Below are 23,889 nucleotides of genomic sequence, written 5' to 3' on the forward strand. Positions count from 1 at the left end.
GGAAAATAAATTGTTAACAATTTTCATATAACTAAATACAAATTTATATCTAAAAAATCATAGATGGATAAAACACAAATGAAATTGTCAGGAGAAAAATATTTAAACTAGAAGGGGCAGAATAAAACAAGCAATCCTTTGCTTTAAATTAATAAAAACCTATAGCAATTTTACAACTGGGCTGCCACTCTCGTGCCTTGGTCAATAGCTCGCTTGGCATCTAACTCGCCCGCTTCGTCAGCTCCACCAATTAAGTGATAAGGTTTTGATAAACCATGCACCAACTCTCTTAGTGGATCTTGCCCAGCGCAAACAATGACATTGTCTATATCTAAAGCTTGTAAGTCACCGTCTATTTGAATATGCAAACCATTGTCATCTATCTGTTGATACTCCACACCAGCTAACATTTTCACGCCTTTTTTGAGTAAGCCAGCTCTATGTGCCCAGCCGGTAGTTTTACCTAGGCCTGCGCCGACTTTGCTGGATTTACGTTGCAATAGAAAAATCTCTCTGGGTGAAGGAGCAGGCTGAGCCTGAATACCTTCAATCCCCCCGCGAGATGACAAGGTCATGTCTATTCCCCACTCCCGCATAAAAGCAGGGATGTTTTGACTGGTAGACTCGCCAGAATGTGACAAAAACTCAGCCACATCAAAACCTATGCCTCCCGCCCCAATAATCGCCACTTTTTTACCGACAGGTTTTTTATGCATTATCACATCTAGGTAACTTAATACCTTGGCATGTTGAATACCTTTAATCTCTGGCGTTCGAGGTTTAATACCAGTTGCAATAATGACTTGGTCAAAATCACCATTGTTTAACAATTCGGTGTCGACCCGTGTATTTAGGTTAATCGTGACATTGTGGATTTCTAGTTGACGGGAAAAATATCGAATTGTTTCGTAAAACTCCTCTTTTCCTGGAATTTGTTTAGCAATGTTAAATTGCCCACCTACCTCACTGGCACTGTCAAACAAAGTAACTTGGTGCCCTCGCTCAGCGGCAGTTACCGCAGCAGCTAAACCTGCTGGCCCCGCCCCTACTACAGCAATGTTTTGTGATTGGACAGCTGGAGTTATATTTAACTCTGTTTCGTGACATGCTCTTGGATTAACCAAACAACTGGTCATTTTTCCAGCAAATACGTGATCTAAGCATGCCTGATTACAACCAATACAAGTATTGATTTCATCTGCCCTATCTTGCTGCGCTTTTATGACAAAATCAGGGTCGGCTAAAAATGGCCTAGCCATAGACACCATATCGGCATCACCTTGAGCCAATACATTTTCAGCCACTTGCGGCGTATTTATTCGATTAGAAGTGATAACAGGCACAGACAAAGCTTGTTTAAATTTAGCCGTGACCCAAGTAAAGGCTGCGCGAGGAACCTTAGTGGCTATGGTGGGGATCCGGGCTTCGTGCCAGCCAATGCCGGTATTAATAATTGTGGCTCCCGCTTTTTCAATGGCCTTACCTAGTTCAATTACCTCTTCAGCGGTTGATCCGCCTTCAACTAAATCCAACATCGAAAGACGGTAAATGATAACAAACTCAGTACCTACCGCCTCTCGTACTCTACGCACAATCTCTACAGGTAACCGCATACGATTTTGATAATCACCGCCCCATTCATCATCTCTTTGATTGGTGCGTACGGCAATAAACTGATTTAAGAAATAACCTTCTGAGCCCATAATTTCTACACCGTCATAGCCGGCTTTTTGCGCCTGTAGAGCAGTATTAATAAAATCCTGTATTTGTTTTTCAATACCTTGAGCGTCTAAGGCTTTGGGTTTAAATGGATTAATCGGCGCTTGTATTGCTGAAGGTGCTACCAACTGAGGATTATAAGCATAACGCCCTGTATGCAAAATTTGCATACAAATTTTAGTGTCATACTGATGCACAGCCTGAGTGATCACTTGATGTTGACTAACGGCTTCGTCTGAATCCACACCACGGGTATTAGGATGTGTGGCACCTTCACTATTCGGACCAAACCCGCCAGTTACAATTAAACCTACTCCCCCTTTTGCACGCTCGGCAAAATATGCAGCCATCCGCACATGACCATTCGGCGCTTCCTCCAAACCGGTGTGCATTGAGCCCATCAATACACGATTTTTTAACTGGGTAAAACCAAGATCCAGTGGTGCCAGTAAATGCGGATATTTACTAAATCCTGCGTTACCCGCATTAGAAGGGTGTGAATTTGACGTCATCAATATATTCCTATGTGTTTTACAGCCCGGTATTTTTTTTATGTAAATTGGTAAATTTAGGCACTCGTTGTTCTTTGCCTGCTGCCATGGCTTCTTGAATATCTGGCATTTGAAACATGCCACTTTGCCAAGTTGCCATATAGGTTAAGCTGTCTGAGACACTATGATCTCGGCTGTAATTCAACATTTCTTTACAACCCGATACCGCCATTGGTGAATTTGCCGCTATGTTTTCTGCAATCGCCATCACCGCTGATAACATGCTGGCTTGGTCTTCAAAAACTTGGTTCACTAAGCCGCAAGCAAGGGCCTCGTCACTGTGTAAGTTACGACCGGTATAGGCTAATTCTCGAACTAAACCTTGAGAGATTAAATGAGGTAGGCGTTGCAAGGTACCTACGTCTGCAGTCATTCCCAACTCTGTTTCTTTGATAGTAAAAAAACTATCTTTAGTGCAATAGCGACAATCGGCTGCACTGACCATATCAACAGCTCCTCCAATCACACCGCCTTGCATTGCCACTAAAACCGGAATTCTTATGTGTTCTAAGGCGCTAAAACTAGCTTGTAATTCGAGTACTAAACGGCGAAATTGCTCTGCTCTTCTGGCAGGCTCGCCTTGAAAACTTTTAGCAATACTGGCAAATACAGATAAATCCATGCCGGCACTAAAATGTTTACCGAGTGCGGATATTACAATGACTCTCGCTTCGGCTTCGTCATCAATTTTTTGCACCACAGCGGGCAATTCAGACCAAAATTCAGGGATCATGCTGTTTAAAGCATCCGGGCGATTTAGCTGTATATGTGCAATATGATTTTCGATTGTCACCTGCATGGTAACCAATAAATTATATTCAAGATTAGACACTTATTTTTCCTCTTAAAGTTATCACCACTCAAACTAGACAGTGTCAAGATAAGAGTTTATTTTGACACTGTCAAGATTACAATGAATAATTTGTACTATCACTATAGGTCAGAAAAGCTAACGCATTTATTTATGACACAAGCCAACAATATTAAAACCAATTATCACCACGGTGATTTACGCAGCACACTGCTACTTGCGGCTAATGATTTATTGAAAGAAGTGGGAGTAGACGGTTTGTCACTGCGAAAATTGGCAGAAAAAGTCGGCGTGTCGCGCACGGCGCCCTACCACCACTTTAAAGACAAGAACCAGCTTTTATGTGCGATTGCTGAACAAGGCTTTATACATTGGCAACAAGATGCTGAACAAATATTTAAACGAACCGACATCAACTTAAATCAGCAATACCAAGCTTTCTTTAAAGGTTATATAAATTATGCTGCTAACAATCCAGAGTTGTATGATTTGATGTTTGGTAGAGTCATTTGGAAACAAAACTCTGCTACCGATGAATTAAAAAATGTGGCATACCCGAGTTTTAACTATCAAGTTGAAATGACCAAAACATGGCAACAACAAGGCTTATTACCAAATAACGAAAATACCTTGAGATTAGCCCAAGTCACTTGGGCAACTATGCATGGTATTGCTAGACTACTCATTGATGGAATATACGCTGACCAATCCCACGTAGACGAAATGTGCGATTGCGCTGTGAACCTGTTTACCCAAAACATGACGAGCTAAGCCATGCAATATGATGTGACTACACCTTCAGCCTACTTAGAAACAATAGAGCAAGATTGGCGTAAAGGTACCCTATTAGCAATCCGCGCTCTGATTTTAGACTTTGCTACAAACATCGAAGAAAGCATTGAATATAAGATGCTAAGCTACTCGTTAAATAATCACTCGCTAAATAACCCCAAGTCAAATAACCAGACTTTATTTCACCTCAATGTACAAAAACATTTTGTTGGTTTGTATGTGGGCAATATTCAAAAAATTGATCCTAGCGGAGAATTATTGGCTGGCCTAAATACCGGAAAAGGCTGTATTAGAGTGAGTAAATCTATCAATGTTCAACAAACTCAACTTCCAGAGTTTATTAAACGAGCTGTAGAGTTACATCTTGCTGGAAAAGATCTAGGTTGTTAACTTTTAAATTAATCATTCAGACAAAGTACAAGTTCGAGAACTCATTGAATTAATAATTAGTTTTCATTTGAAGCCACTCTAATTGCTGCTGATAAGCTAGCCCGTTAAAATTGTCTGAAAGAGGGTTCATAAAACCATGTAAGTACTGTGTTTGCACAATATTCACATTTGGTTTGCCGGTTATCTCTGCCCTAAGTTTATCTACATCAAAATGTGACTCACATTTGGGAAATATTAAGTCCACTTCAAATAAAGGATTCACTTGTTTTAAATTTCGAATTTGAGAGCCGTAATAACAAATCCCACCATTTACATTTTTTATTGCTGGGTTTTCAGATAATTTCCAAATTGCCGCAGCGCCAATACTAAAACCAATCAACTTGTTGATGGAGCTAGCAGATTTGACCGCTTTGGTTAAGGTTATTAGGTAATTTTCAAAACCCACCTTTTCAACAAAATAGGTATATGCCTCAGTTTCGTTGTTAAAAGCCATATCAATCCCGTCATATGGATCAACTATCATACTGGTGTTTAATGCTTTACCTAGCTCTATTAAAGCAGGGGTTTTACCAAAAATGTCAGTAACTAAAATGGTGTTCATAGTTATTTATGCTCTTATTATTCCTCTACATCCACTTTATTTCGGCTTTTGTTGATTGACCAACATATCTAAATATTTAGTGAACCGCTTTTGCCTAGTTTCAGGCTTTTTTGCACTGAGTAAACCATGGGCGATCACATAACGACTGGATTTACTTAACGATTGATAAAACTGTTTAGCTTGTAGTTGGTTATTAAGGGCTTCGACAAAATCAAGCGGCACTTGCATTTCACTTACCACATAAGCGCTTTCCCAGCGTCCATCGGCTTTTGCAGCTTGTACCTGTTTAAGACCAGATTCTTGCATGCGCCCTTCGCTTATCAAACGCTCAACATGTTGGGTGTTTCTTTTCGACCAGCCACTACGAGCTTTTCTAGGCGTAATACGTTGCAAATAAGCGCTGTCATCCAAAGACTTTTTAAGTCCATCTATCCAACCCCAACATAACACCTCTATCACTAACTCATTCCAAGTCACACTCTGTATGACTGTGTTCTTTTTAAAAATCTTCACCCATAATTCAGTTTCACTGGCATGGTTAAAACTAAGCCATTGGCAAAGCTGTTTTGGGGTAGAAAATGTTTTAATTTTTAGTGGGTTAACTTCAGGCATTCGGGCCGGGCTTCTTAGTTACAACGATTAATATAAGGTTATTTGACAGTATAACTCCTAACTATATAAACACATTTAGAAAAGTATATCGGATACAAAAAAGGCCGCTTAACAGCGACCTAATTTAAATGTTTAATTCACACTATTCTGCGAAGTGTGCGGCATCAAACCAAGGATGATAACCTACTTGCGGTGTGTCAACATCCTTAGCACAGCCTTGTCGATTTTCACGATAAGCCACCACTCGGTCTAACTTAAAGTTGTCGGACATAGGCGCTATTTTTATCTGATTTGCTCCTGCCTTAAACGTGGTACTAACCACTGTTGAGTGGTCTTGGCGAATACCAAACTCCCAGCCTTTAACTTTTTTGTTATCTGCAGAATAGTAAGCCTTCCAAGGGCCGCTACCAATCTTCATCCAAAATCCGTTTTGTTTATTCACATCAGCGTGATCATGACGATGGCGCACATCAAAAAACCATTTACCTTGTGAAGAAGTATTCATATTAAAGGCTAGAATGCCCTTTTCAGGTTTTTCGGTTTGGTCACGTAACGAACGTAAATACCCTGCCCCAGTATGTCCTGGAATAAGGTTTTGTATTATCCAAGACTCGTCCAAAGCAAAACCGATACTTTCGGCTTCCATCACCACACACCCGGTGAAATCTTCGAACATGTAATAGTTAAGGAACGCTTTTCTTTTGGCTTCTCTGGGCATAGTCTGAGGATCGTACACAGCATAATCTTTATGTTTATCTAATACTGCTTGTAACGCTTTACGTACTTTTGCTGTTTTACGTGTATCGTCTGCTGGCATAATTTCGTGTTCTTCATACAAGTCTTTTGCTGGCTGGTACATACGACCATCTTGATACAGTTTGTAATTTTTATCTCGAGCAAAACGTTGCAGATAAAAACGGTCTTTGGCTTTACCTGGACGAGGATCGTGATGCATATACACCCAATCACGGGTATCGCCCTTTTCACCTTTAATTTGTGAATAGAAGCTCATGCCGTCCATATTATTTTGCTTTGCCACAGCGGGTTGTTCAGCAATGTCGAGTAAAGTCGGTAAGAAGTCGGTGGATTCGATTAAATCAGAATTAATTTTACCTTCTGGGGTTTTACCTTTCCAACTAACGTACATAGGAACTCGTGTTCCTAAGTCTGTCATCATGGCTTTACCACCTTGTACTAAACGGCCATTTAGATCTGACATCACATTCCATTGGGTGCCATTATCACTGTAAAAAATAATAATGGTTTCTTCGCGAATGCCTAACTCATCCACCTTATCCACTAACTTTCCTAATACAAAGTCAGCATATTCCACCATGTCGCCAAAGTACTTTTCTTCTTCGTCAAACTTTTTAGCTTGATCACCCCACTCTTTACTGTGAGGAGTCGGATTAAAAGGAGAATGAGGTAAAGACATGGCGTAATAGGCGAAGAACGGCTTGTTATCATCTTTTTTACGGGTCATAAAATCAGACAAAAAATTGGTCCAAATATCTGGGCCATATTGACCATCAGTCTGTTTTATAAATTCTCCGTTTTGATTAATATAAGGATCTGGGTAACGAGACCCTTTGTCTTCGGTGTGAGCCGTATGCCATAAGCTATACTCGTCGAATCCAGCATTTTCAACTCTCATGCCTTTACCACGTCTATGTTCCGCCCCAGGAAACCCAACCGGGTCATAACTTTGCAACTGCCACTTACCAGCCATAGCCGTGTTGTATCCAGCTTCTTGCATATAATGACCGAAGGTTTTCTCTTTAGGGTTGAACAAGCCAAACCCAGTCCAGGTTCGGTAGCTATACTTTCCTGTCATGAGTTGCACACGAGTGGGTGAACATAAAGGTGTGGCATAAGCTTGATTAAACTGCACACCTTGGTTTGCCAAACGGGTCATGTTAGGCGTTTGGTAACTGCGCCCACCATAACTTTCCACGGCTTCAAACCCAAGGTCATCAGCCATAATAAGTAGCACATTTGGCTTTTTGGCATGAGCCGAAAAAGTAAACAAAATACACACAACAGAAACAAACAAAATGTAGGGTTTAGGTAAATTTTTCATATAGGAGCGAGCTTGTTAAAATTATATTTAAAGGGGTTAAATTAAATATAACACACAACCAATGTCAGATTACACTCAATTCTATCTCTAGTTAGAAACCACAACGATCAAGGCCGAAAGGTGCGGAAAACCTTGCCACAAAAACGGCCCGCCTTTAACCAAAGAAAAGGTATTGTCTGCTAACTTTGGGAAAAAATACATTTGATGAACAGGTGAATCACCAAGTGTACCGTGATGGGGATCAAAATATTTATTATGTTTTGACATCATGTAAACCAAAGATCCATGCTCCGCATTAGGTAATTGACCTTGTTTAAATGCATCAGCCAACTTCTTAACTGTTTTCGAATGAGACAACCCCTGATATAAATACTGCATTTGCAATTCATAGGAAGGAAAAACAGAACGCATGGCTTCTTGATTAAAACAAGAAGGTTCATATCTACCCTGTGGGTTACTCACCACCAAACAGGTAAAGTTATTATTACCTTGTTTAATCAATTCAAACCCGCCCTGACTAAACATCATAAAACTAGCACTATCTGTAATATGTGCTGGCGCTCCTTCACTAGCTTGTTTAATCACAGTTTGTTGTTCATTAGTGAGGGCGAAACACTGATGTGTCAAAATGACACTCAGCAAAGTAAAAATGCCGAACTTATTAGCTAATTTAGCACGATATAAATATAAAGGTTTCATGATATTTCCTTATAGTTTGTTGTTAATAATCCACGTAATAACTCATGGATTGTAAGTTGATGGTGATAAACCAAAATAACGCTCAAAGGCGCGCCTAAAGCTTTCGTAATTGGCAAAACCCACTAGTCTAGAGACTTCTTGTAAAGAACGATTCTCGTGACTAATCAAATCTCTAGCCTGGAACATGCGTAGTTGGGTTAAATATTGGGCTGGACTTAAGTTGACATGTTGTTTAAACAGTCGAGAGACTTGCCTTTCGCTGACACAGAGTTTTTGCGCAATGTCTGTAACACTAATAGGTTGTTGTAGGTTATCCAGCATCCATTCAATCACTGGATTTAAGCGTAAACTATCAGATGATTGAGTTTTTAATAAATCAGAGAATTGTTTTTGGCTTCCTTTTCTTTGTAAATACACCACTAATTCTTTCGCAACAGACGCAGCAAGAGTATTTCCTAAGTCTTGCCTGACTAACTCTAAGCTTAAATCAACTCCTGATAATATGCCGGCTGAAGAGTAAATATGTTTATGGCAAATGTATAGAGGATCGGGCAACACATCACATTGGGGGTACTGTTCACTTAATTGAGCACAATGACGCCAATGAGTGGTGACGGTTAAAGGCGTATTTGGAAATAATTGGGCAAGAATAAAAGTACCCGTGCAAATGCTGACAATTCTTTTAGCTACGTTTGCGAGTTGTTTTAAATCAATGAATTGTTTGGTTGTGAGTTTAAGAGTGCGCATACCAGAACCACCACAAATCACCAAATAATCTGGCTCTGGAACATTAACCACAGAAAAATCCGCCATAACCGAATGACCATTAGCACTTTTAATCAACCCAGATTCAAAACTAACAATGTCACATTGGTAACTGTCTTTTAAAAATGTATTGGCTTCGGTAAAAGTGTCTAGCGGGCCAAATAGGTCGAGAGGCTGGAACCCATCTGCGATGAAAAAGGCAACACGAATTGTCATTAGGTAAACCAAGTAAGAATGAATTCATACTTGGATATTACCTAAAAGCCAGATGACCAGATAGACATAAAAACAACAATTTAGGACATTATTATTTTAGGGAATGTAAGGCAAATTGACTCTTATGAATGGGATGAGATGAATTCGAATTAAATTAAATTAAATTAAATCAAATTAAGTTAAACGCTGCCAAAGGATGGGTCTGTCCGTTGATCATAACTTCAACTTTGTGTATTCCGGAGTACAAGGTCCGAGTGGTCATAGGTTTTAACGATACTTTTTTACTAAATGACTGCACTGCTTGAGGTTGGAGCTCGCAGGCTTTTAATTTAAAAACCTTAGCTGCACTAGACCCATTTGCTTTAACAAAATGAATAGCAAAATCTACCATCAAATTTACTTTTGAATTAGCAAGGTTTTGTAAATCAAAGACAATGTTAATGGCGCCTCCTACCTTGGCTGTTTCTGGTGACACAGACACATTCTGGATCAGAACATTTGCTGGTTTGCCGTAACCCAAAGCCTCTAACGCGCCTTTTTCGCCCCGTTTAATTGCACTTCTTAGTGCATGTTTTACCAACCAAGTACGTTCTGGCGACGCCTCCTTTAACCAACGTTTGGCTATGTCAGCCAATAAACATGGATGGTCTTTGCCAATATCATTTAGATTATTAGCCACTGAACGCCTGACATACAGTGCGGGGTCATCTTTTAATAATTCCAACAATGCAATAACAGCTTGGGGATCTTTTATAAACTCTGGTAGCCGAGATGCCCACGGCAAACGTGGCCGAGTCCCTTCAGAGACTAACCTTCGAACATGTTCATTCGGATCCTGTGTCCATTTAGTGAGTAACTTAAGTGTTTTTTCTGGATACCCTTGAATAAAAGGCCGAATGGCAAACTCAGAAGTAAATTTTTGAGTCAAAATATACAAGGCAAACATTGAGGTATCGAAATCATCTAATCCATTTTCTGCAACAAAATTAACGTGAGGCATAAATAAAAATGAGGCAATGCTATTGCCTTCATCAAACTCAACAGTTTGCTCTGCGGAGTCTAATAATATCTTTACGGCCTGCTGATAATTATCTGGCAAAAATACCTTCAATGCCGCTGAAATTTTACGCCCACGATCCATCAACTCCAAAGAATCATAGTCAGTGCTAATCCATTTAATAAAACCTTGTTTATCAAATTTTGAAAATACACTGAGTGTCATATCAGCTATTTTCTCGGGAATTTCTAACCCATATTGATTTTTGAGGGGCTCAGCCATGCAAATCCTTTCTTATTCGTCGACACTGCTAACAAAATGATTTTAGTTAGCCTATAACGATCGTTTTTCCATTAGAAATTCCATCACCTGTTCGTTTAAAACTGACAAAGGTACATTGCCATTTTTTAGAATTAACCCATGGAAATCTTTAATGTCGAACTTTTCGCCTAACTTACTTTGCATCAGTTTTCTCAAGGCAAAAATTTCCAATGCACCGGAATCGTATGCAGTTAACTGAGCAGGCATAGCCGCCATTCGATCTAATATAGTATCGGGATCTCTAGCAAATGAAGCACCTGAATCTTTAAGAAACGCGGAGACTTTTTCATTACTCCAGCCCAGCATATGCATCGCTGTGTCTGCCACCATGCCTCGAGCAGGCCACGCACGTCTTAATATTTTGGTCGAATCAAACTGATAAATGTTAGCTTCTTCGGAAAGCATTTCAGCATATCTCGCCCAGCCTTCAGCAAACGCAGAATTAGAAAAAAGCCCTTCAATTTCATGGAATTTAGCTTGCTCATGAACCAATGCTATTTGCAAATGATGACCTGGATAACCTTCATGCACAGATACTCGCTCACCAGAAGCAAAATTCTCCTTTTGGTAATTCGTTGGATCATAAGCAAACTTGGCTGTTCTGTCAGCAGTCCCGGAAATGTAGTGTGCACTTCTACCTGTCCCACGTTGATATTCTGGAATAGCCTCCACCACCATTTCAATGGAAGGCAATCTATGAAAGTAGTCGGTTATCTTAATTTTTGAACGTTTAACCACAGACTCAAAAAACTGGTGCATCTCTTCAGGGGATGAAAACTTCTGACTTGGATCATTACTCGCTTTATTAACCGCACCAGAAAACGAATCTACGTCATAATACTTTTTACCTAACTCAATCACTTTGTCTTTATTGCCATTGACCGTCTTTAAACCTAAGTCAAAAACCTGTTGAGGCGTTCGTTTTAGCGTTGTGTAATACCGATATTTTGCCATGTAACACGCTTTACCTTTAGGTAAAACGTGTATTCCTAACTCAGAGCGTGCATCTTTGATATAAGTATCATTAAGAAAACTTGAGTAACGTTTAATCGCTGGAATTAACTCTTTATCTAAAACTTCTTTAAATGCACTTTTAAAGGTTAGGTCGTCCGTTCTGCTGGCTAATTTTAAGAAAGGATGCGCATCTACCGGTGACGAGGTTAACCCGTCTAATTGGCTAATGAGTCGTTTTACCACTCTTTTGGGCGCTGAGTATCCTTGTTTTAGACCGAGGCTTAGATTAATAATTTCTTGATCGTAATAGGAAGCAGCGTCTTGCCAACGTTCAAGTGCATCGTCTAAGTTCTGCTTTGTTTCTAGAGGCTGCACATTGACTAAAAAATCAAGTATTGAATGAGGACCAAACATATGGCTCAAATCCCAAAGTTCTGATTTACAAACTCTAAGCTCGACGCTCGTTTCTAGGCTTTCTTTGAACTTAGCATAGAATATTCGCGCTTGGTTTTCTTCTAACTTGTTGACATCTATTTGATTTAAAGTCTGCAATATTTCATCTTCAACTTTAGCTAAGGTAGCAAAACTCTCCAGCGAATTTTTGAGAAATAGATTATGCCGTTTTAACTTAATATCTTCGAAATACGCGTAAGGCTGTGAAAAAGTAAAGGTAACCTCAGAATACTTATCTGCTAAAGCTTTTATTTGGGCAATCTGATCTTTTGCAATTGAATTATTTGATGAGAGCAAGACAAACATCAACAAAAGGGAAGAAACAAATGACTTCATATTACATCCTAGTTTTGGACACCAACAATTTTGATAGTATCATTCAGTGGATAACTTTGAACATGGTATTTAATAAATCACATCTACTCGCAGATTAAACATCTCTTCTTCAATTTCCCTTTAAGACACAAAAAATTTTCGGAAATTCAGCATTATTTTTCATGTTCTTGTTTAATTAAGTCAGCACATTTTTCGGCAATCATAATAGTTGGAGCATTAGTATTACCACCTATTAAGCTTGGCATAATTGAGGCATCAACTACTCTTAATCCGTCAATGCCTACCACTTTTAGTTCTGGGTCAACGACTGTCATATGGTCATTCACATCACCCATTTTACAAGTACCAATTGGGTGATAAATACTTTCAGCTTTGCTTCGAATGAAATCAATGATTTCTTCGTCTGTTTGTGTCTCATTGCCTGGTAACACTTCTGTTGATGTATATTGGTCAAAGGTACTCGCGGCTAATATTTTTCGGCCTTTACGCACTGCCGCAATTAACACTTTGACATCAGCTGGATCAGTTAAATAATTAGGGTTAATGGAAGGCGGTTTTGCAGGGTTAGATGAGTTTAATTTTATCTCGCCGCGGCTTTTAGGGTACAAATCACATACGTGCAAACTAAAACCATATCCCCATGCAGTAGCACGTCCATGATCCTTAATGACAGCGGGTAAAAAGTGATATTGAATATCGGCAATTTCCTTTGCATATTGGGTTGTGTCAAACCCACCGGCTTCAGCAATATTGCTAGTTAACAAATCTTTTTTGTTAAACACAAAGTTAAATGCCGCGCGAATATATCTTGGAATAAGTGCCGGCATCACGGCGTAACTATCGCGACTTTTACACTTATGTTGAATAATAATGTCTAAGTGATCTTGTAAGTTTTGACCTACCCCCGGTAATTCATGTTCCACAGGAATATTATGTTGTTGAAGATGATTTTTAGGCCCAATGCCAGATAACATTAATAGCTGGGGAGAATTGATGGCGCCAGCGCTTAACAAGACTTCTTTCGTTGCGGTTAACTCTATTGACTCACCATCAAGTGTTAATTTAACACCTTGAGTTTTTCCATTTTGGATAAGGACTTTTTCTACCAAAGCATGGGTAACAAGTGTTAAATTTTTACGAGTTTTTGCTGGCGTTAAATAAGCCTTAGCTGCCGAACACCTTTGGCCATTTTGTTGAGTGACATGGTAATAGCCTAATCCATTACGATCTGCTTGGTTAAAGTCACTTGTTATGCCTAAGCCAACTTCTGTGGCCGCTTGCACAAAAGACTCTGACATAACATTGGTATGCCGTAATTTTTGTACATCTAAACATCCTTTAGAACCATGCAAGGAATGTAAATACGCAGCAAATTTTTCTGACTTTTTAAAATAGGGTAATACCGACTGCCAATCCCAACCTGTTGCTCCTAGCTGATCCCAATGATCATAATCTTCAGGAACACCGCGTACATAACACATTGCATTAATCGAACTGGAACCACCTAATACTTTGCCTCTAGGCCAGTAAAGACTGCGGTTGTTTAACTCACATTGAGTTTGCGTATTATAATTCCAATTCAGCTTTTTAAATCTAGACAACAATGCCAAGCCAAAAGGAATATGAATTAACGGATTGGTATCCCTTCCTCCTGCTTCGATCAAACAGACTTCAAAACGACTGTTTTCAGTTAACCTATTGGCTAAAGCACAACCCGCTGACCCCGCGCCAACTATGATGAAATCGTACTTTTGGGATATGTTTTTACGCATGAATTCAATTACTTTAACCAAGATCGAAATTTAATTATTGAAACACTATACAAGAATGTCATGTTCTGTAAAAATAGCGCCGCAAAAAATTATAAGATATAACATCGGGGAATTATGAAAAGACCAATACTCGCCTTAAGTTTGTTGTTAGCCTTTGCAGGCTGTAACTCAAGCCAAGTAGAACAAACTACAAAACCATCAAGTGATCCAATGACAAAATCAAACCTTGTTTACCCTTCAACTCACAAAGGTGAGACTGTAGATACTTACTTTGGCACTCAAGTAACAGACCCTTATCGTTGGTTAGAAGATGATATGAGTGATGAAACTGCTCAATGGGTAAAAGCACAAAATAAAGTCACTTTCGATTATTTAGCAGACATACCTTTTCGGGACAAATTAGCCAATCGACTAGCAGAATTATTAGATTACGAAAGAGTAACGGCACCATTCGTAGAAGGTGATTACAGTTACTTTTATAAAAATGACGGTTTGCAAAATCAGTCTGTTTTATATCGTCAAAAACAAGATGCTGAGCCAGAACAATTTTTAAACCCTAATACCTTTAGTGAAGATGGCACTACTTCACTTTCAAAAACATACTTTTCTAGTGATGGTAGCCTTTTGACCTACCTGATTTCTGAAGGTGGCAGTGACTGGCGCACAGCCATCACAATTAACACTGAAACCTTAAAAGAAGTTACCAGCCAAATAAAGAACATTAAATTTGCAGACGTTTCTTGGTATAGAAATGAAGGTTTCTTTTATGCAAGTTACGACAAGCCTGAAGGTAGTGAATTATCAGCTAAAACGGATCAACACAAAATTTATTATCACGAGCTTGGAACTGAACAGTCTAACGACAAACTAGTATTCGGTGGTACAGAGCAACAAAAGTATCGATATGTAAATACTAAAGTTACCAAAGACAATCAGTATTTAATTATAGATGCGGCAAAATCGACATCAGGCAACAAACTATTTATCCAAGATTTAACCAAAGCCAATAGTGAGTTAGTCACAATACTGGACCACTTCGATTCTGACACAAGTTTACTTGATTCCGACGGCTCTGATTTATTGTTTGAAACTAACCTTAATGCCCCAAATAAAAAAGTAGTTAAAGTTGATGCTAACAATCCTAGCCCAGAGAATTGGCAAGACTTTATTCCTGAAACTGACAATGTGTTAAATGCTGTTACTGGTGGTGGTTATATATTTGCACAATACATGGTTGACGCAGTTTCTAAAGTGCAACAATTAGATAAAACCGGCAAAGTTATCAGAACCATCACCTTACCAGGCGTAGGTACGGCAAGTGGTTTTAAAGGCAATAAAAAACAGCAGTCTTTGTATTACACTTTTACCAACTACAACACCCCCAAAACTATCTACAGTTTATCGACACAGGATGGTGTATCGACAGAGTATCGAAAATCAGAAGTGAAATTTTCGGCTGAAGATTATGACTCTAAACAAGTATTTTACACCTCTAAAGACGGCACTAAGATCCCCATGATGTTAACCTTTAAAAAAGGTCTAGAATTAAATGGCAAAAACCCAACCATTTTATATGGTTATGGTGGGTTTAACATTAGCCTTAAACCTAGTTTTAGTGCTACTACCGCAGCATGGTTAGAACAAGGTGGAGTGTATGCTGTAGCTAATTTAAGAGGTGGCGGTGAATACGGTAAAAAGTGGCATAAGGCAGGTATTACTTTAAATAAACAAAATGTATTTGATGACTTTATTGCAGCGGCTGAGTACCTAACTCAAGAAAAATACACATCTAGTGATTACTTAGCGATTAGAGGTGGTTCAAATGGAGGTTTATTAGTTGGAGCCGTCATGTTGCAACGACCAGAGTTGTTTAAAGTGGCTTTGCCTGCTGTGGGTGTTTTAGATATGTTGAGGTACCACACTTTCACAGCTGGAGCCGGTTGGGCATATGATTATGGTACCGCTGAACAAAACAAAGAAATGTTTGAATATTTATTAGGTTATTCGCCAGTTCACAATGTGAAGCCAAATATAGATTATCCTGCAACTTTAGTTACAACAGGTGATCATGACGACCGAGTAGTGCCTGCTCATTCATTTAAATTTGCAGCACATCTACAAGACAAACACACAGGTTCAAACCCAACCTTAATCCGTATTGAAACCAACGCTGGACACGGTGCAGGTACGCCTATTAGCAAAACTATTGAGCAGTACGCTGATATATATGGTTTTACTCTTTACAGCATGGGATTAGAAGCAAAGTAATCCTTTAGTTTGGAAGCATACTTAAAAGGCACCAACAGGTGCCTTTTTATTTGAACAGATTAAAAAATGACGCTAGATCCGCTTAATCTTCTCGCATAACTTGATTCCAAAGGTTTTGATAACCTTCGACAATAAAATAATTATACCCCTCCCAATAGAGTGGAATGAGCTGTTGCGCCTTTTTAGGATCAAACTTATGCGTTAAGGTTTGTCTGATTTCTAGTAACTTTTTGGGATCTATCCTTTCTAGTTTTTTACGTGCTTTTTCGTAATGCATATTACGGGAGGCTTCAATCACTTCATTTTTCCCATATTCTGAAAAAAGTAAGTTTCGACTCACCAAACGACAATTAGGTTCATCGACTTTAGCAGGGTTAAGACCCACCACTAGGGCATATTCATAGTGATTAAGTTCGATTCCTCTGGCATCTCGAGGTAAATAGACTACGCCATATCCCATAGGGAACTTACCTACAATACTGATAAATGCATTGGCTACTTGTGTACTAATTTTCTTTTTACTGGCTAACTGAGCAATTAACACTGACGCATTGGGCAAAGTACTTTTTGAAAATTCCCTTTTTGTGGGAAAAATTATCGATGTGTATATTTGAGGTATACGTATTATTTCGCTGGTACCCGACTTAGTTGAATTCGCGTCTTTGACTAAGGTTAGTTGAAACTGAATTCGTTTTTCTTCCGCTTCTTTAAAAGCTTTCACATCTTGAGTAGATCCAACAATGTCCTGTTGTAAACCCAAACCTTGCTCTAAATACTCTAAGGTATATTGATTGGTAAATTTGGCAACTTGAGTACGTTCAGCTTTATCTAAAGTTCGATATCTGTCTAGGTTACCTTCAAGACCTTCCAAAATTGCGCTGACTTTAGGGTGGAGCAAGCCAATTTCTTGAAAAATAGCAGCAAACATTATTGGCAATGCAATTGATTGGGTGAAGTTTACGTTGTCTGGCTTACCTATTTCATAACGTGTTTGAGCATCATAATGGCCCAAAATATGTGTGTTTTTTAACCCTTTTCCTGCTAACAATTTATCTAATAAACGTAAACTTAACACAGCTCGGTAAGAAGGTTTCAAAGATTGGTGTAACTCGGCAAGTCGTTTACCTTCTCCTGGAGAGAACAATAAAATAGTTGCTAAATATTTAGAACTTTTCAACTGGGTTTCGTCAAACTCTCCGCCTTCAGTTAACGAGAGTAATCTTAAGCAAACATCAATGGCATTGTGTAACCGAATCAATCTAGCTTTATTTTGAAGTGATTTTTCTTTTTCGAGTTCTTTTTCTAGTTTCTCTAGTTCTAATAACTTTATCTTAGGTTTAAATTTAAACAGTGGGGTTGCATCTAATTCTGCCTGAAGCGTCGCTACTTGATCATTTAAATCTTGCAGCTTAGCCCGGTTTTCGGGCTCTTTTTCAAAATACTCTTCTGCTTGCTTAAACAGAGATTTTTGCCCCCTGGCTTTACCACTAATTGCTTTGACCACAGTGTCTACAGCTATGGTGTAATTCGAATTAAATTTTTTATCTAACAAAATGTAATACCACTTATTTTTTATCTTGAGCGCTGTGTTTAAACACTATTTTATGCCCGTAAGCTTAATCGAATTAGAGCTTCGTTTGGGGTTATCGGTTAATCCCACAAACTTTGATTATTTTTAATAAAAAACTATTCATAGAGTTGCCGATATGTAGGAAGTATTTTTGTCTAATTGTTTAGGTGGTTTATGAAAATGTAAATAGAGCCCTACTCTAATAGAAAATGACCAATACCTTCCATGCATAACGCTAAGTTCCGACGAATTTTGTCTACTCATCTAATCATATATGTAAACAAAAATAAAGCACACTACAGTGAGCGAAGTGCTTGTTTAGTCGGTTTTTCCTTTAGGTGTAACATCGGTTGATTTATCTGTCGCCACAAATGCGCTGGGCAATATTTCAACACCGACTAATCGACCTAATTTTATCGCGATAGGGATAGTAATTGGAGCGAAAGGTAATACCGCGAAAACACCAATACCTAGACCTTTAATAACATCAAAAAACTGAGCGTTTGCTTCACTCATTTCTTCTTTTGTTGCTTGGCCCATTGTATATTTTCGATAGATAATTAGCATATCTTTGGTTTCTACCGACTCCTGGCGAAGGGCGAATTTCACCCTCACCATTTGACGCTTAAGATTTATTTTGCCCTGATTTTTCTTAATCCTAATGACACGAATAGGACTTCTAAAAATCAACAGCCACACTTTCATTTACGTGAAGGACTAAAGAATGCTGTTAGAGTCATACACCACAACATCTTTCCATAAGTAAGCTGCATCCTTAACAAAAGTTAAATGCACGTCTTCAGATTGATATTTATCTTGCTCTTCTTTATTCGCAAATGTCACGATTAAACAATAATCGTAACTACTGTCGACTACATCACGAGGAGAACTAGCTTTAGTACCAATATGCTTAGTCTTGACATATTTAGAGGCATTTATAAATTTGGTTAAGTGTTTTTCGAAAGCTTCACGCTCTTGTTTACTTTCTGGATTATTAAGCCAAAAATAAACTGAATGAACAAAACCGCCTGCTGCAATTTTTTCTTGATTTGCATTTGCCATTGAAGATACCCCTAAAAAACAGATTAACACTAAAAATAATTTTTTCATTTTTCACCATTCTAAATCATTAGATTGTAAACAGCCCAGCACTATAAACTAAGTGCTGGTAAATTTTGATAAATTTTTTGATTTAATCACAATTTTACGATGTAAATATTCATAGTCGTAATGCTTGATAAGAATGGAATCTAGGTGATTTAAGGATTGATAGAAATAAGATAAAGAGTAAGACCACAAAGTAAACTTTATGGTCTTATTAAAATAATTAGTCGACTAAACCTTTAGGAATGTCGTCACGCATTTCTTGCCAAATTTTACCACTTTCTAATCCGTAATCACGAATTGTCATGGCAACTTGTTGATAATCACCATTTTCGGCTAGTTGTAATAATTGACTGTAATATTCTCGGGTTAAATCACGAGACTTTTGAGTTGAAAAGTAATATCCACCAATACGTGAATACAAACCTCTAAATCCATTCATCATTAAAACATATACTGGATTACCTGAAGCAAAAGCTAGATCATGGTGCAGCTGATAATCACAGTCAGCAAATGCTTGAGGATCTTCTGAAATATCCCGATATTTATTTAACTGGTCAATACATTCTTGTTGGTTGTTGCGAATTGCACCACGAATATAAACCGCGCTTAAATTAGTTCTAGCAGCTAATAAGTGGTCAACTAATTCAGAAATACCATCTTCATCCAATCGGGCTAGGGTTTCTAGTATGTTTAGACCGGAGGTCTCCCAAAAGTTATTAACTTTAGTTGGTTTACCATGTTGAATGGTTAACCAACCATCACGAGCTAAGCGTTGCAACACTTCGCGCAAAGTAGTACGTGTTACACCAATCAATTCTGACAACTCACGTTCAGCAGGCAAAATCGTACCGGGTGGAAATCGTCCACTCCAAATTGATTCAACTATATATTCTTCAGCGAACCCTGCTGGACTTTGGGCCTTATATATCATGAACAACTCACTTCGTTATAATTTTTATTCTCAACTTTCGAAACTGATTGTACCAGATGACATTTGATTGGAACAACGAATCTTTTCATTTGTCACAATTACAAGCATTAAAAAGGTAAAATAATTTATTAAATATTTTGTAACTACGGGATTTTACAACCATTTTTGTTTACACTGGCTACCTGTAGATCTTAACAATTATAATAGTTGCAAGGAAAATTGCATATGCAGATGTCTTTACCCCAGGCCGTGGCCGCAAACTTTTTAGGAAAAGCACCTAATTGGTACAAACAAGCAATCATTGCTTTTCTTATTATTAACCCGATTTTATTTGCTATTAACCCGTATGTTGCTGGTTGGGCTTTAGTTTTAGAGTTCATTTTTACATTAGCAATGGCGTTAAAGTGTTATCCCCTGCAGCCTGGTGGATTACTACTGATGGAAGCCCTATTTATAGGCATGACAACCCCAGAACATATGAAACATGAGATGGTGGTTAATATAGAGGTTATTCTCTTGTTAGTATTCATGGTAGCTGGCATCTACTTTATGAAAGACCTTCTGCTCTTTTTGTTCACAAAACTATTATTAAAACTAAAGAACAAAATAGCACTCTCCATAGCTTTCGCAGCTGCTTGCGCAGTATTATCTGCATTTTTAGACGCACTAACAGTTGTAGCAGTAATCATCACAGTTGGTTTAGGTTTTTATTCTATTTATCATAAGGTCGCGTCAGGTAAAGACTTCCATGCCGATCACGATCATTCTCAAGACGAAGAAGTCCCCCACTTAAGTCGTGATGATTTAGAAAATTTTAGAGCGTTTTTACGTAATCTTATGATGCACGCGGGTGTGGGTACTGCATTAGGTGGCGTAATGACTATGGTGGGTGAACCACAAAACCTAATCATTGCTGATAAAGCAGGTTGGGATTTCGTAGAGTTTTTCATTCGTATGTCTCCTATAACTATCCCAGTATTTTTTGCCGGTTTAGCCACAACCTTTGTGGTTGAAAAATTTAAGCTGTTTAATTATGGTGCTCAAATTCCACCGGTTGTTCGTGAAATATTAACCGATTACGATACCTACACCACGGCAAACCTAACGATTCAAGACAAAGCTAAGTTAGGCGTTCAAGGACTAATTGCACTTTGGTTAGTTGTTGGATTAGCTGGTCATCTAGCTGCTGTAGGCCTAATTGGCTTATCTATTATTGTGCTAGCTACCAGTATGAGCGGCGTAATTGACGAACACTCTATAGGTAAAGCTTTTGAAGAAGCCTTGCCATTTACTGCTTTATTATGTGTATTTTTTGGCGTAGTTGCGGTCATTATCGACCAAGGTTTATTTACCCCTGTTATTACGTGGGTATTAACCTTTGAAGGTAAAACCCAGTTAGTCATGTTCTATCTGGCCAATGGGTTACTTTCTATGGTCAGTGATAATGTATTTGTAGGTTCTGTATACATTACCGAAGTCACTGCTGCTCTAAATAACGGTGCGATTACTCGTGATCAGTTCGACATGTTAGCAGTAGCAATCAATACGGGAACTAACTTACCAAGTGTCGCGACTCCAAACGGTCAAGCCGCATTCTTATTCTTATTAACCTCGGCCATTGCACCTTTATTAAGATTGTCTTATGGCACTATGGTTTATATGGCTTTGCCATACACAATCGTACTTACTTTAGTTGGCTTAGCAGCTACCTACTTAGGGCTATACGAACTTACAGAATGGTTATACGAGATGCACTTAATTGAACACCATGTAACAGGCGCAGCAGACGCCGCACCTGCAGCACACTAGGTGACAAATAGGTGTTAACTAACCTTGTAGAAAAAAAGGCGGCATGGGCACTTCTCTTTGGGTCGTGCCTAAGCCTTGAGTTAGCTGCGCTGTATTTCCAATATGGTATGCAGCTTGCTCCATGCATCATGTGTATCTATCAAAGAACAGCCATTTTCGGTATTTTGTTCTCAGCTATTCCACCACTAATAGTGAACAACATACTCACTCGGTTGATTGCTTATATTTTTTGGGGCGTGTCTTCTATCTGGGGACTACTAATCGCCATCGAACATGTAGACATACAAACGGCTGTTAATCCCTTTTTCGCTAGCTGTGAAATAGTACCTAACTTTCCTAGCTGGGCTCCATTACATGAATGGTTACCAGCCATTTTTGAAGCGAGCGGAGATTGTGGTGATATAGATTGGCAATTTTTCGATATGAGCATGCCACAATGGATGATAGTTATTTTTGCAGCTTATAGCGCAACGTTTGTTTTAGTAGTGCTGACTAGGTTGCTAAAAGCTAAAAAGTTTTAAACTAATTAAAATAATAGTAGAGGTTGTCATAACCTCTACTAATCTATGTCTTCCATTGGCCAAAGCGCAATATAGTCTTCAAAATTTTCCATTTCTACATCGTGATCATAAACTGTCTTGCCTCTAACCGACATACCACTTTTGTGCATTGCTGACTTCTTCCCTTTATTCAGTAATGGATGCCAACTGGGTAACCCCCTTCCTTCATGTAATCGCCTATAACTGCAGCTAGCAGGCATGAAAAATATTTCTTGTAAATTATCTTTGGTTAACTTCACACACTCAGGTACTAACTTGGTACGCTCGTTATATTTAGTACAAGAACAAGATTTAGTATTTAATAAACCACATACAATATTGGTGTAATGTATTTTTTCACCTTTACCTAGGTAATCTGTGGGCGCAGCATCAACTACAGCTTCATCATCTATAAATTTATGTAAACAACATTTAGCGCAACCATCACACAAGGATTCCCATTCTTGTTGATTCATTTCTTCTAGAGGCTTAGTTTCCCAATATTTATCCACGATTCGCTCTTCTTATTTAGGGGGAGTATCGAATAACAACCAAATCAGCGCTTCACTTCGAGTTTCGAAGTTTCTAATTGATAATGACAATTTTCGGGCTATTTCAGCGATTATATTTTGACTGTTTTGTTCACCAGATGTGATCCTAGCAATTTTAATGTCGCCCATTAAGTCGAGCTCAACTACGTCCATTAAAAAATGGGAAATTTCAATGCTCGTACAATTAATTCGTAAGGCAGTGACATCTAATACAATGTTACGGATCCGTTCTTTGCCAGCAAGTTTGACCATGTTTTTAAACATATACTCCATATCAACATGCTGATTTAGCTCACCTTCTGCTTCGCAAATTAATATTTGATTTGCTTGGTCAACTTGATATGTAAATGAGTAGTTTTTCACTGTGGGTATGTCTAATTAAACAATTATCGTCTTGATTGACAGCAAAGGGGGAAGCTCTAGATTTAATTGTTCACTGACGTTTAATGCTGCCACACCTTTGGGTGTACCTGTCATCACGATATCCCCTGGTAACAAGGTAAACTGCTTTGTGATTTCAACCAACAAGTCGACTATAGAAAGCATCATATCTCCAGTATTCCCATCTTGTCTAACTTCACCATTCACAACCAATTTAAACTTGATATCCCTTAAATCATCGATTTGATCGAATGGGATAAATTGAGACATTGGGCAACTATCGTCAAACGCTTTAGCTCGTTCCCATGGTTGGCCTTTAGCTTTGAGCTTACTCTGAATATCCCTAAGTGTAAGATCTAAGCCTAATCCTACTCCCCAAATACCAGCTTGAACTTCTTCATTAGATGCACAAGTGAGTTTAGTCTTCAACAACACAGCCACTTCTAATTCATTGTGGCACTCCCCTAAATGTTTAGGGATCTTGATATCTTGTGCGACATCACATAGAGCAGAAGAAGGCTTCATAAAGAGTAAAGGTTGCTCAGGCACTTCATTATTTAACTCTTTAATATGCAGCATATAGTTACGGCCTACACAGACCACTTTACCCACAGGTAAATCAACTTTTTGTTCATTTATATCTCTATGTACATATGTGGTCATC

Annotated in this window: 22 protein-coding genes; 5 read left to right on the forward strand and 17 right to left on the reverse strand. The window is 38.6% G+C overall.

Annotated elements, in window-relative coordinates:
- Nucleotides 1-170: 170 nt before the first annotated feature.
- Together ACSHXM_RS01255 and ACSHXM_RS01260 are read right to left on the reverse strand one after the other, a co-directional pair.
- Nucleotides 171-2,231: an FAD-dependent oxidoreductase gene (locus tag ACSHXM_RS01255; protein WP_435686902.1), complete on the reverse strand. Its 2,061-nt coding sequence runs from the start codon at nt 2,229-2,231 to the stop codon at nt 171-173.
- 19 nt (nt 2,232-2,250) lie between these two features.
- A complete protein-coding gene (locus ACSHXM_RS01260) occupies nt 2,251-3,069 on the reverse strand; it encodes a crotonase/enoyl-CoA hydratase family protein (protein WP_435686951.1) in 819 nt (272 codons plus the stop codon).
- Between the two features lie 165 nt (nt 3,070-3,234).
- Between ACSHXM_RS01260 and ACSHXM_RS01265 the strand changes: the two genes are divergently transcribed.
- Nucleotides 3,235-3,852, forward strand: a complete 618-nt coding sequence (locus ACSHXM_RS01265) for a TetR/AcrR family transcriptional regulator (RefSeq protein ID WP_435686952.1) — start codon at nt 3,235-3,237, stop codon at nt 3,850-3,852.
- 3 nt (nt 3,853-3,855) lie between these two features.
- Nucleotides 3,856-4,263: a DUF1801 domain-containing protein gene (locus tag ACSHXM_RS01270; protein ID WP_435686903.1), complete on the forward strand. Its 408-nt coding sequence runs from the start codon at nt 3,856-3,858 to the stop codon at nt 4,261-4,263.
- A 49-nt stretch (nt 4,264-4,312) separates the two neighbouring features.
- Here the strand turns inward: ACSHXM_RS01270 and ACSHXM_RS01275 are convergent, their stop codons facing one another.
- The 8 genes from ACSHXM_RS01275 to ACSHXM_RS01310 form a co-directional block, all read right to left on the reverse strand.
- Nucleotides 4,313-4,864, reverse strand: coding sequence for a hypothetical protein (locus ACSHXM_RS01275; RefSeq protein ID WP_435686904.1), 552 nt, complete (start codon nt 4,862-4,864; stop codon nt 4,313-4,315).
- A gap of 36 nt (nt 4,865-4,900) precedes the next feature.
- Entirely contained in the window at nt 4,901-5,476 is a 576-nt protein-coding gene (locus ACSHXM_RS01280; RefSeq protein ID WP_435686905.1) for a YdeI/OmpD-associated family protein, read from the reverse strand.
- A 142-nt stretch (nt 5,477-5,618) separates the two neighbouring features.
- Nucleotides 5,619-7,556, reverse strand: a complete 1,938-nt coding sequence (locus ACSHXM_RS01285; protein ID WP_435686906.1) for a sulfatase-like hydrolase/transferase — start codon at nt 7,554-7,556, stop codon at nt 5,619-5,621.
- An 87-nt stretch (nt 7,557-7,643) separates the two neighbouring features.
- Nucleotides 7,644-8,255: a chromate transporter gene (locus tag ACSHXM_RS01290; RefSeq protein ID WP_435686907.1), complete on the reverse strand. Its 612-nt coding sequence runs from the start codon at nt 8,253-8,255 to the stop codon at nt 7,644-7,646.
- A gap of 42 nt (nt 8,256-8,297) precedes the next feature.
- Nucleotides 8,298-9,236 (reverse strand): GlxA family transcriptional regulator, encoded by a 939-nt coding sequence (locus ACSHXM_RS01295; protein WP_435686908.1) that lies wholly within the window; start codon nt 9,234-9,236, stop codon nt 8,298-8,300.
- A 169-nt stretch (nt 9,237-9,405) separates the two neighbouring features.
- Entirely contained in the window at nt 9,406-10,515 is a 1,110-nt protein-coding gene (locus ACSHXM_RS01300; RefSeq protein WP_435686909.1) for a DNA alkylation repair protein, read from the reverse strand.
- Nucleotides 10,516-10,566: 51 nt separating this feature from the next.
- Nucleotides 10,567-12,297, reverse strand: a complete 1,731-nt coding sequence (locus ACSHXM_RS01305) for a DUF885 domain-containing protein (RefSeq protein ID WP_435686910.1) — start codon at nt 12,295-12,297, stop codon at nt 10,567-10,569.
- 152 nt (nt 12,298-12,449) lie between these two features.
- Entirely contained in the window at nt 12,450-14,069 is a 1,620-nt protein-coding gene (locus tag ACSHXM_RS01310) for a GMC family oxidoreductase (protein WP_435686911.1), read from the reverse strand.
- A 114-nt stretch (nt 14,070-14,183) separates the two neighbouring features.
- Here ACSHXM_RS01310 and ACSHXM_RS01315 point away from each other — a divergent pair, with 114 nt between their 5' ends.
- Nucleotides 14,184-16,337 carry a prolyl oligopeptidase family serine peptidase gene (locus ACSHXM_RS01315; protein WP_435686912.1) on the forward strand — a complete coding sequence of 718 codons (2,154 nt, stop codon included), beginning with the start codon at nt 14,184-14,186 and terminating at the stop codon, nt 16,335-16,337.
- Nucleotides 16,338-16,419: 82 nt separating this feature from the next.
- Here the strand turns inward: ACSHXM_RS01315 and ACSHXM_RS01320 are convergent, their stop codons facing one another.
- The 4 genes from ACSHXM_RS01320 to fadR form a co-directional block, all read right to left on the reverse strand.
- Nucleotides 16,420-17,889: a hypothetical protein gene (locus ACSHXM_RS01320; protein WP_435686913.1), complete on the reverse strand. Its 1,470-nt coding sequence runs from the start codon at nt 17,887-17,889 to the stop codon at nt 16,420-16,422.
- A gap of 336 nt (nt 17,890-18,225) precedes the next feature.
- A complete protein-coding gene (locus ACSHXM_RS01325) occupies nt 18,226-18,606 on the reverse strand; it encodes a hypothetical protein (RefSeq protein ID WP_435686953.1) in 381 nt (126 codons plus the stop codon).
- An 18-nt stretch (nt 18,607-18,624) separates the two neighbouring features.
- Nucleotides 18,625-19,017: a Dabb family protein gene (locus ACSHXM_RS01330; protein ID WP_435686914.1), complete on the reverse strand. Its 393-nt coding sequence runs from the start codon at nt 19,015-19,017 to the stop codon at nt 18,625-18,627.
- A 217-nt stretch (nt 19,018-19,234) separates the two neighbouring features.
- Nucleotides 19,235-19,945 carry a fatty acid metabolism transcriptional regulator FadR gene (fadR, locus tag ACSHXM_RS01335; protein WP_435686915.1) on the reverse strand — a complete coding sequence of 237 codons (711 nt, stop codon included), beginning with the start codon at nt 19,943-19,945 and terminating at the stop codon, nt 19,235-19,237.
- Nucleotides 19,946-20,170: 225 nt separating this feature from the next.
- Between fadR and nhaB the strand changes: the two genes are divergently transcribed.
- Together nhaB and dsbB are read left to right on the forward strand one after the other, a co-directional pair.
- On the forward strand, nt 20,171-21,754 hold the full coding sequence (nhaB, locus tag ACSHXM_RS01340; protein WP_435686916.1) for a sodium/proton antiporter NhaB: 1,584 nt from the start codon (nt 20,171-20,173) through the stop codon (nt 21,752-21,754).
- 11 nt (nt 21,755-21,765) lie between these two features.
- Complete coding sequence (dsbB, locus tag ACSHXM_RS01345; RefSeq protein ID WP_435686917.1) at nt 21,766-22,275, forward strand: disulfide bond formation protein DsbB; 510 nt, start codon at nt 21,766-21,768, stop codon at nt 22,273-22,275.
- 38 nt (nt 22,276-22,313) lie between these two features.
- Here the strand turns inward: dsbB and ACSHXM_RS01350 are convergent, their stop codons facing one another.
- Genes ACSHXM_RS01350 through ACSHXM_RS01360 form a run of 3 tightly spaced genes read right to left on the reverse strand, consistent with a single transcriptional unit; the run spans nt 22,314 to nt 23,888 of the window.
- On the reverse strand, nt 22,314-22,808 hold the full coding sequence (locus ACSHXM_RS01350) for a YcgN family cysteine cluster protein (protein WP_435686954.1): 495 nt from the start codon (nt 22,806-22,808) through the stop codon (nt 22,314-22,316).
- Between the two features lie 9 nt (nt 22,809-22,817).
- On the reverse strand, nt 22,818-23,207 hold the full coding sequence (locus ACSHXM_RS01355; protein WP_435686918.1) for a hypothetical protein: 390 nt from the start codon (nt 23,205-23,207) through the stop codon (nt 22,818-22,820).
- 15 nt (nt 23,208-23,222) lie between these two features.
- A complete protein-coding gene (locus tag ACSHXM_RS01360) occupies nt 23,223-23,888 on the reverse strand; it encodes a fumarylacetoacetate hydrolase family protein (RefSeq protein ID WP_435686919.1) in 666 nt (221 codons plus the stop codon).
- Between the last annotated feature and the right edge of the window lies 1 nt (nt 23,889).

Source organism: Paraglaciecola sp. (assembly GCF_051252315.1).
Taxonomy (GTDB): domain Bacteria; phylum Pseudomonadota; class Gammaproteobacteria; order Enterobacterales; family Alteromonadaceae; genus Paraglaciecola.

Coding starts and splice junctions, on each gene's coding strand:
- ACSHXM_RS01255 (WP_435686902.1), bottom strand. CDS start 2,231: ATGACGTCAAATTCACACCCTTCTAATGCGGGTAACGCAGGATTTAGT.
- ACSHXM_RS01260 (WP_435686951.1), bottom strand. CDS start 3,069: ATGCAGGTGACAATCGAAAATCATATTGCACATATACAGCTAAATCGC.
- ACSHXM_RS01265 (WP_435686952.1), top strand. CDS start 3,235: ATGACACAAGCCAACAATATTAAAACCAATTATCACCACGGTGATTTA.
- ACSHXM_RS01270 (WP_435686903.1), top strand. CDS start 3,856: ATGCAATATGATGTGACTACACCTTCAGCCTACTTAGAAACAATAGAG.
- ACSHXM_RS01275 (WP_435686904.1), bottom strand. CDS start 4,864: ATGAACACCATTTTAGTTACTGACATTTTTGGTAAAACCCCTGCTTTA.
- ACSHXM_RS01280 (WP_435686905.1), bottom strand. CDS start 5,476: ATGCCTGAAGTTAACCCACTAAAAATTAAAACATTTTCTACCCCAAAA.
- ACSHXM_RS01285 (WP_435686906.1), bottom strand. CDS start 7,556: ATGAAAAATTTACCTAAACCCTACATTTTGTTTGTTTCTGTTGTGTGT.
- ACSHXM_RS01290 (WP_435686907.1), bottom strand. CDS start 8,255: ATGAAACCTTTATATTTATATCGTGCTAAATTAGCTAATAAGTTCGGC.
- ACSHXM_RS01295 (WP_435686908.1), bottom strand. CDS start 9,236: ATGACAATTCGTGTTGCCTTTTTCATCGCAGATGGGTTCCAGCCTCTC.
- ACSHXM_RS01300 (WP_435686909.1), bottom strand. CDS start 10,515: ATGGCTGAGCCCCTCAAAAATCAATATGGGTTAGAAATTCCCGAGAAA.
- ACSHXM_RS01305 (WP_435686910.1), bottom strand. CDS start 12,297: ATGAAGTCATTTGTTTCTTCCCTTTTGTTGATGTTTGTCTTGCTCTCA.
- ACSHXM_RS01310 (WP_435686911.1), bottom strand. CDS start 14,069: ATGCGTAAAAACATATCCCAAAAGTACGATTTCATCATAGTTGGCGCG.
- ACSHXM_RS01315 (WP_435686912.1), top strand. CDS start 14,184: ATGAAAAGACCAATACTCGCCTTAAGTTTGTTGTTAGCCTTTGCAGGC.
- ACSHXM_RS01330 (WP_435686914.1), bottom strand. CDS start 19,017: ATGAAAAAATTATTTTTAGTGTTAATCTGTTTTTTAGGGGTATCTTCA.
- fadR (WP_435686915.1), bottom strand. CDS start 19,945: ATGATATATAAGGCCCAAAGTCCAGCAGGGTTCGCTGAAGAATATATA.
- nhaB (WP_435686916.1), top strand. CDS start 20,171: ATGCAGATGTCTTTACCCCAGGCCGTGGCCGCAAACTTTTTAGGAAAA.
- ACSHXM_RS01360 (WP_435686919.1), bottom strand. CDS start 23,888: ATGACCACATATGTACATAGAGATATAAATGAACAAAAAGTTGATTTA.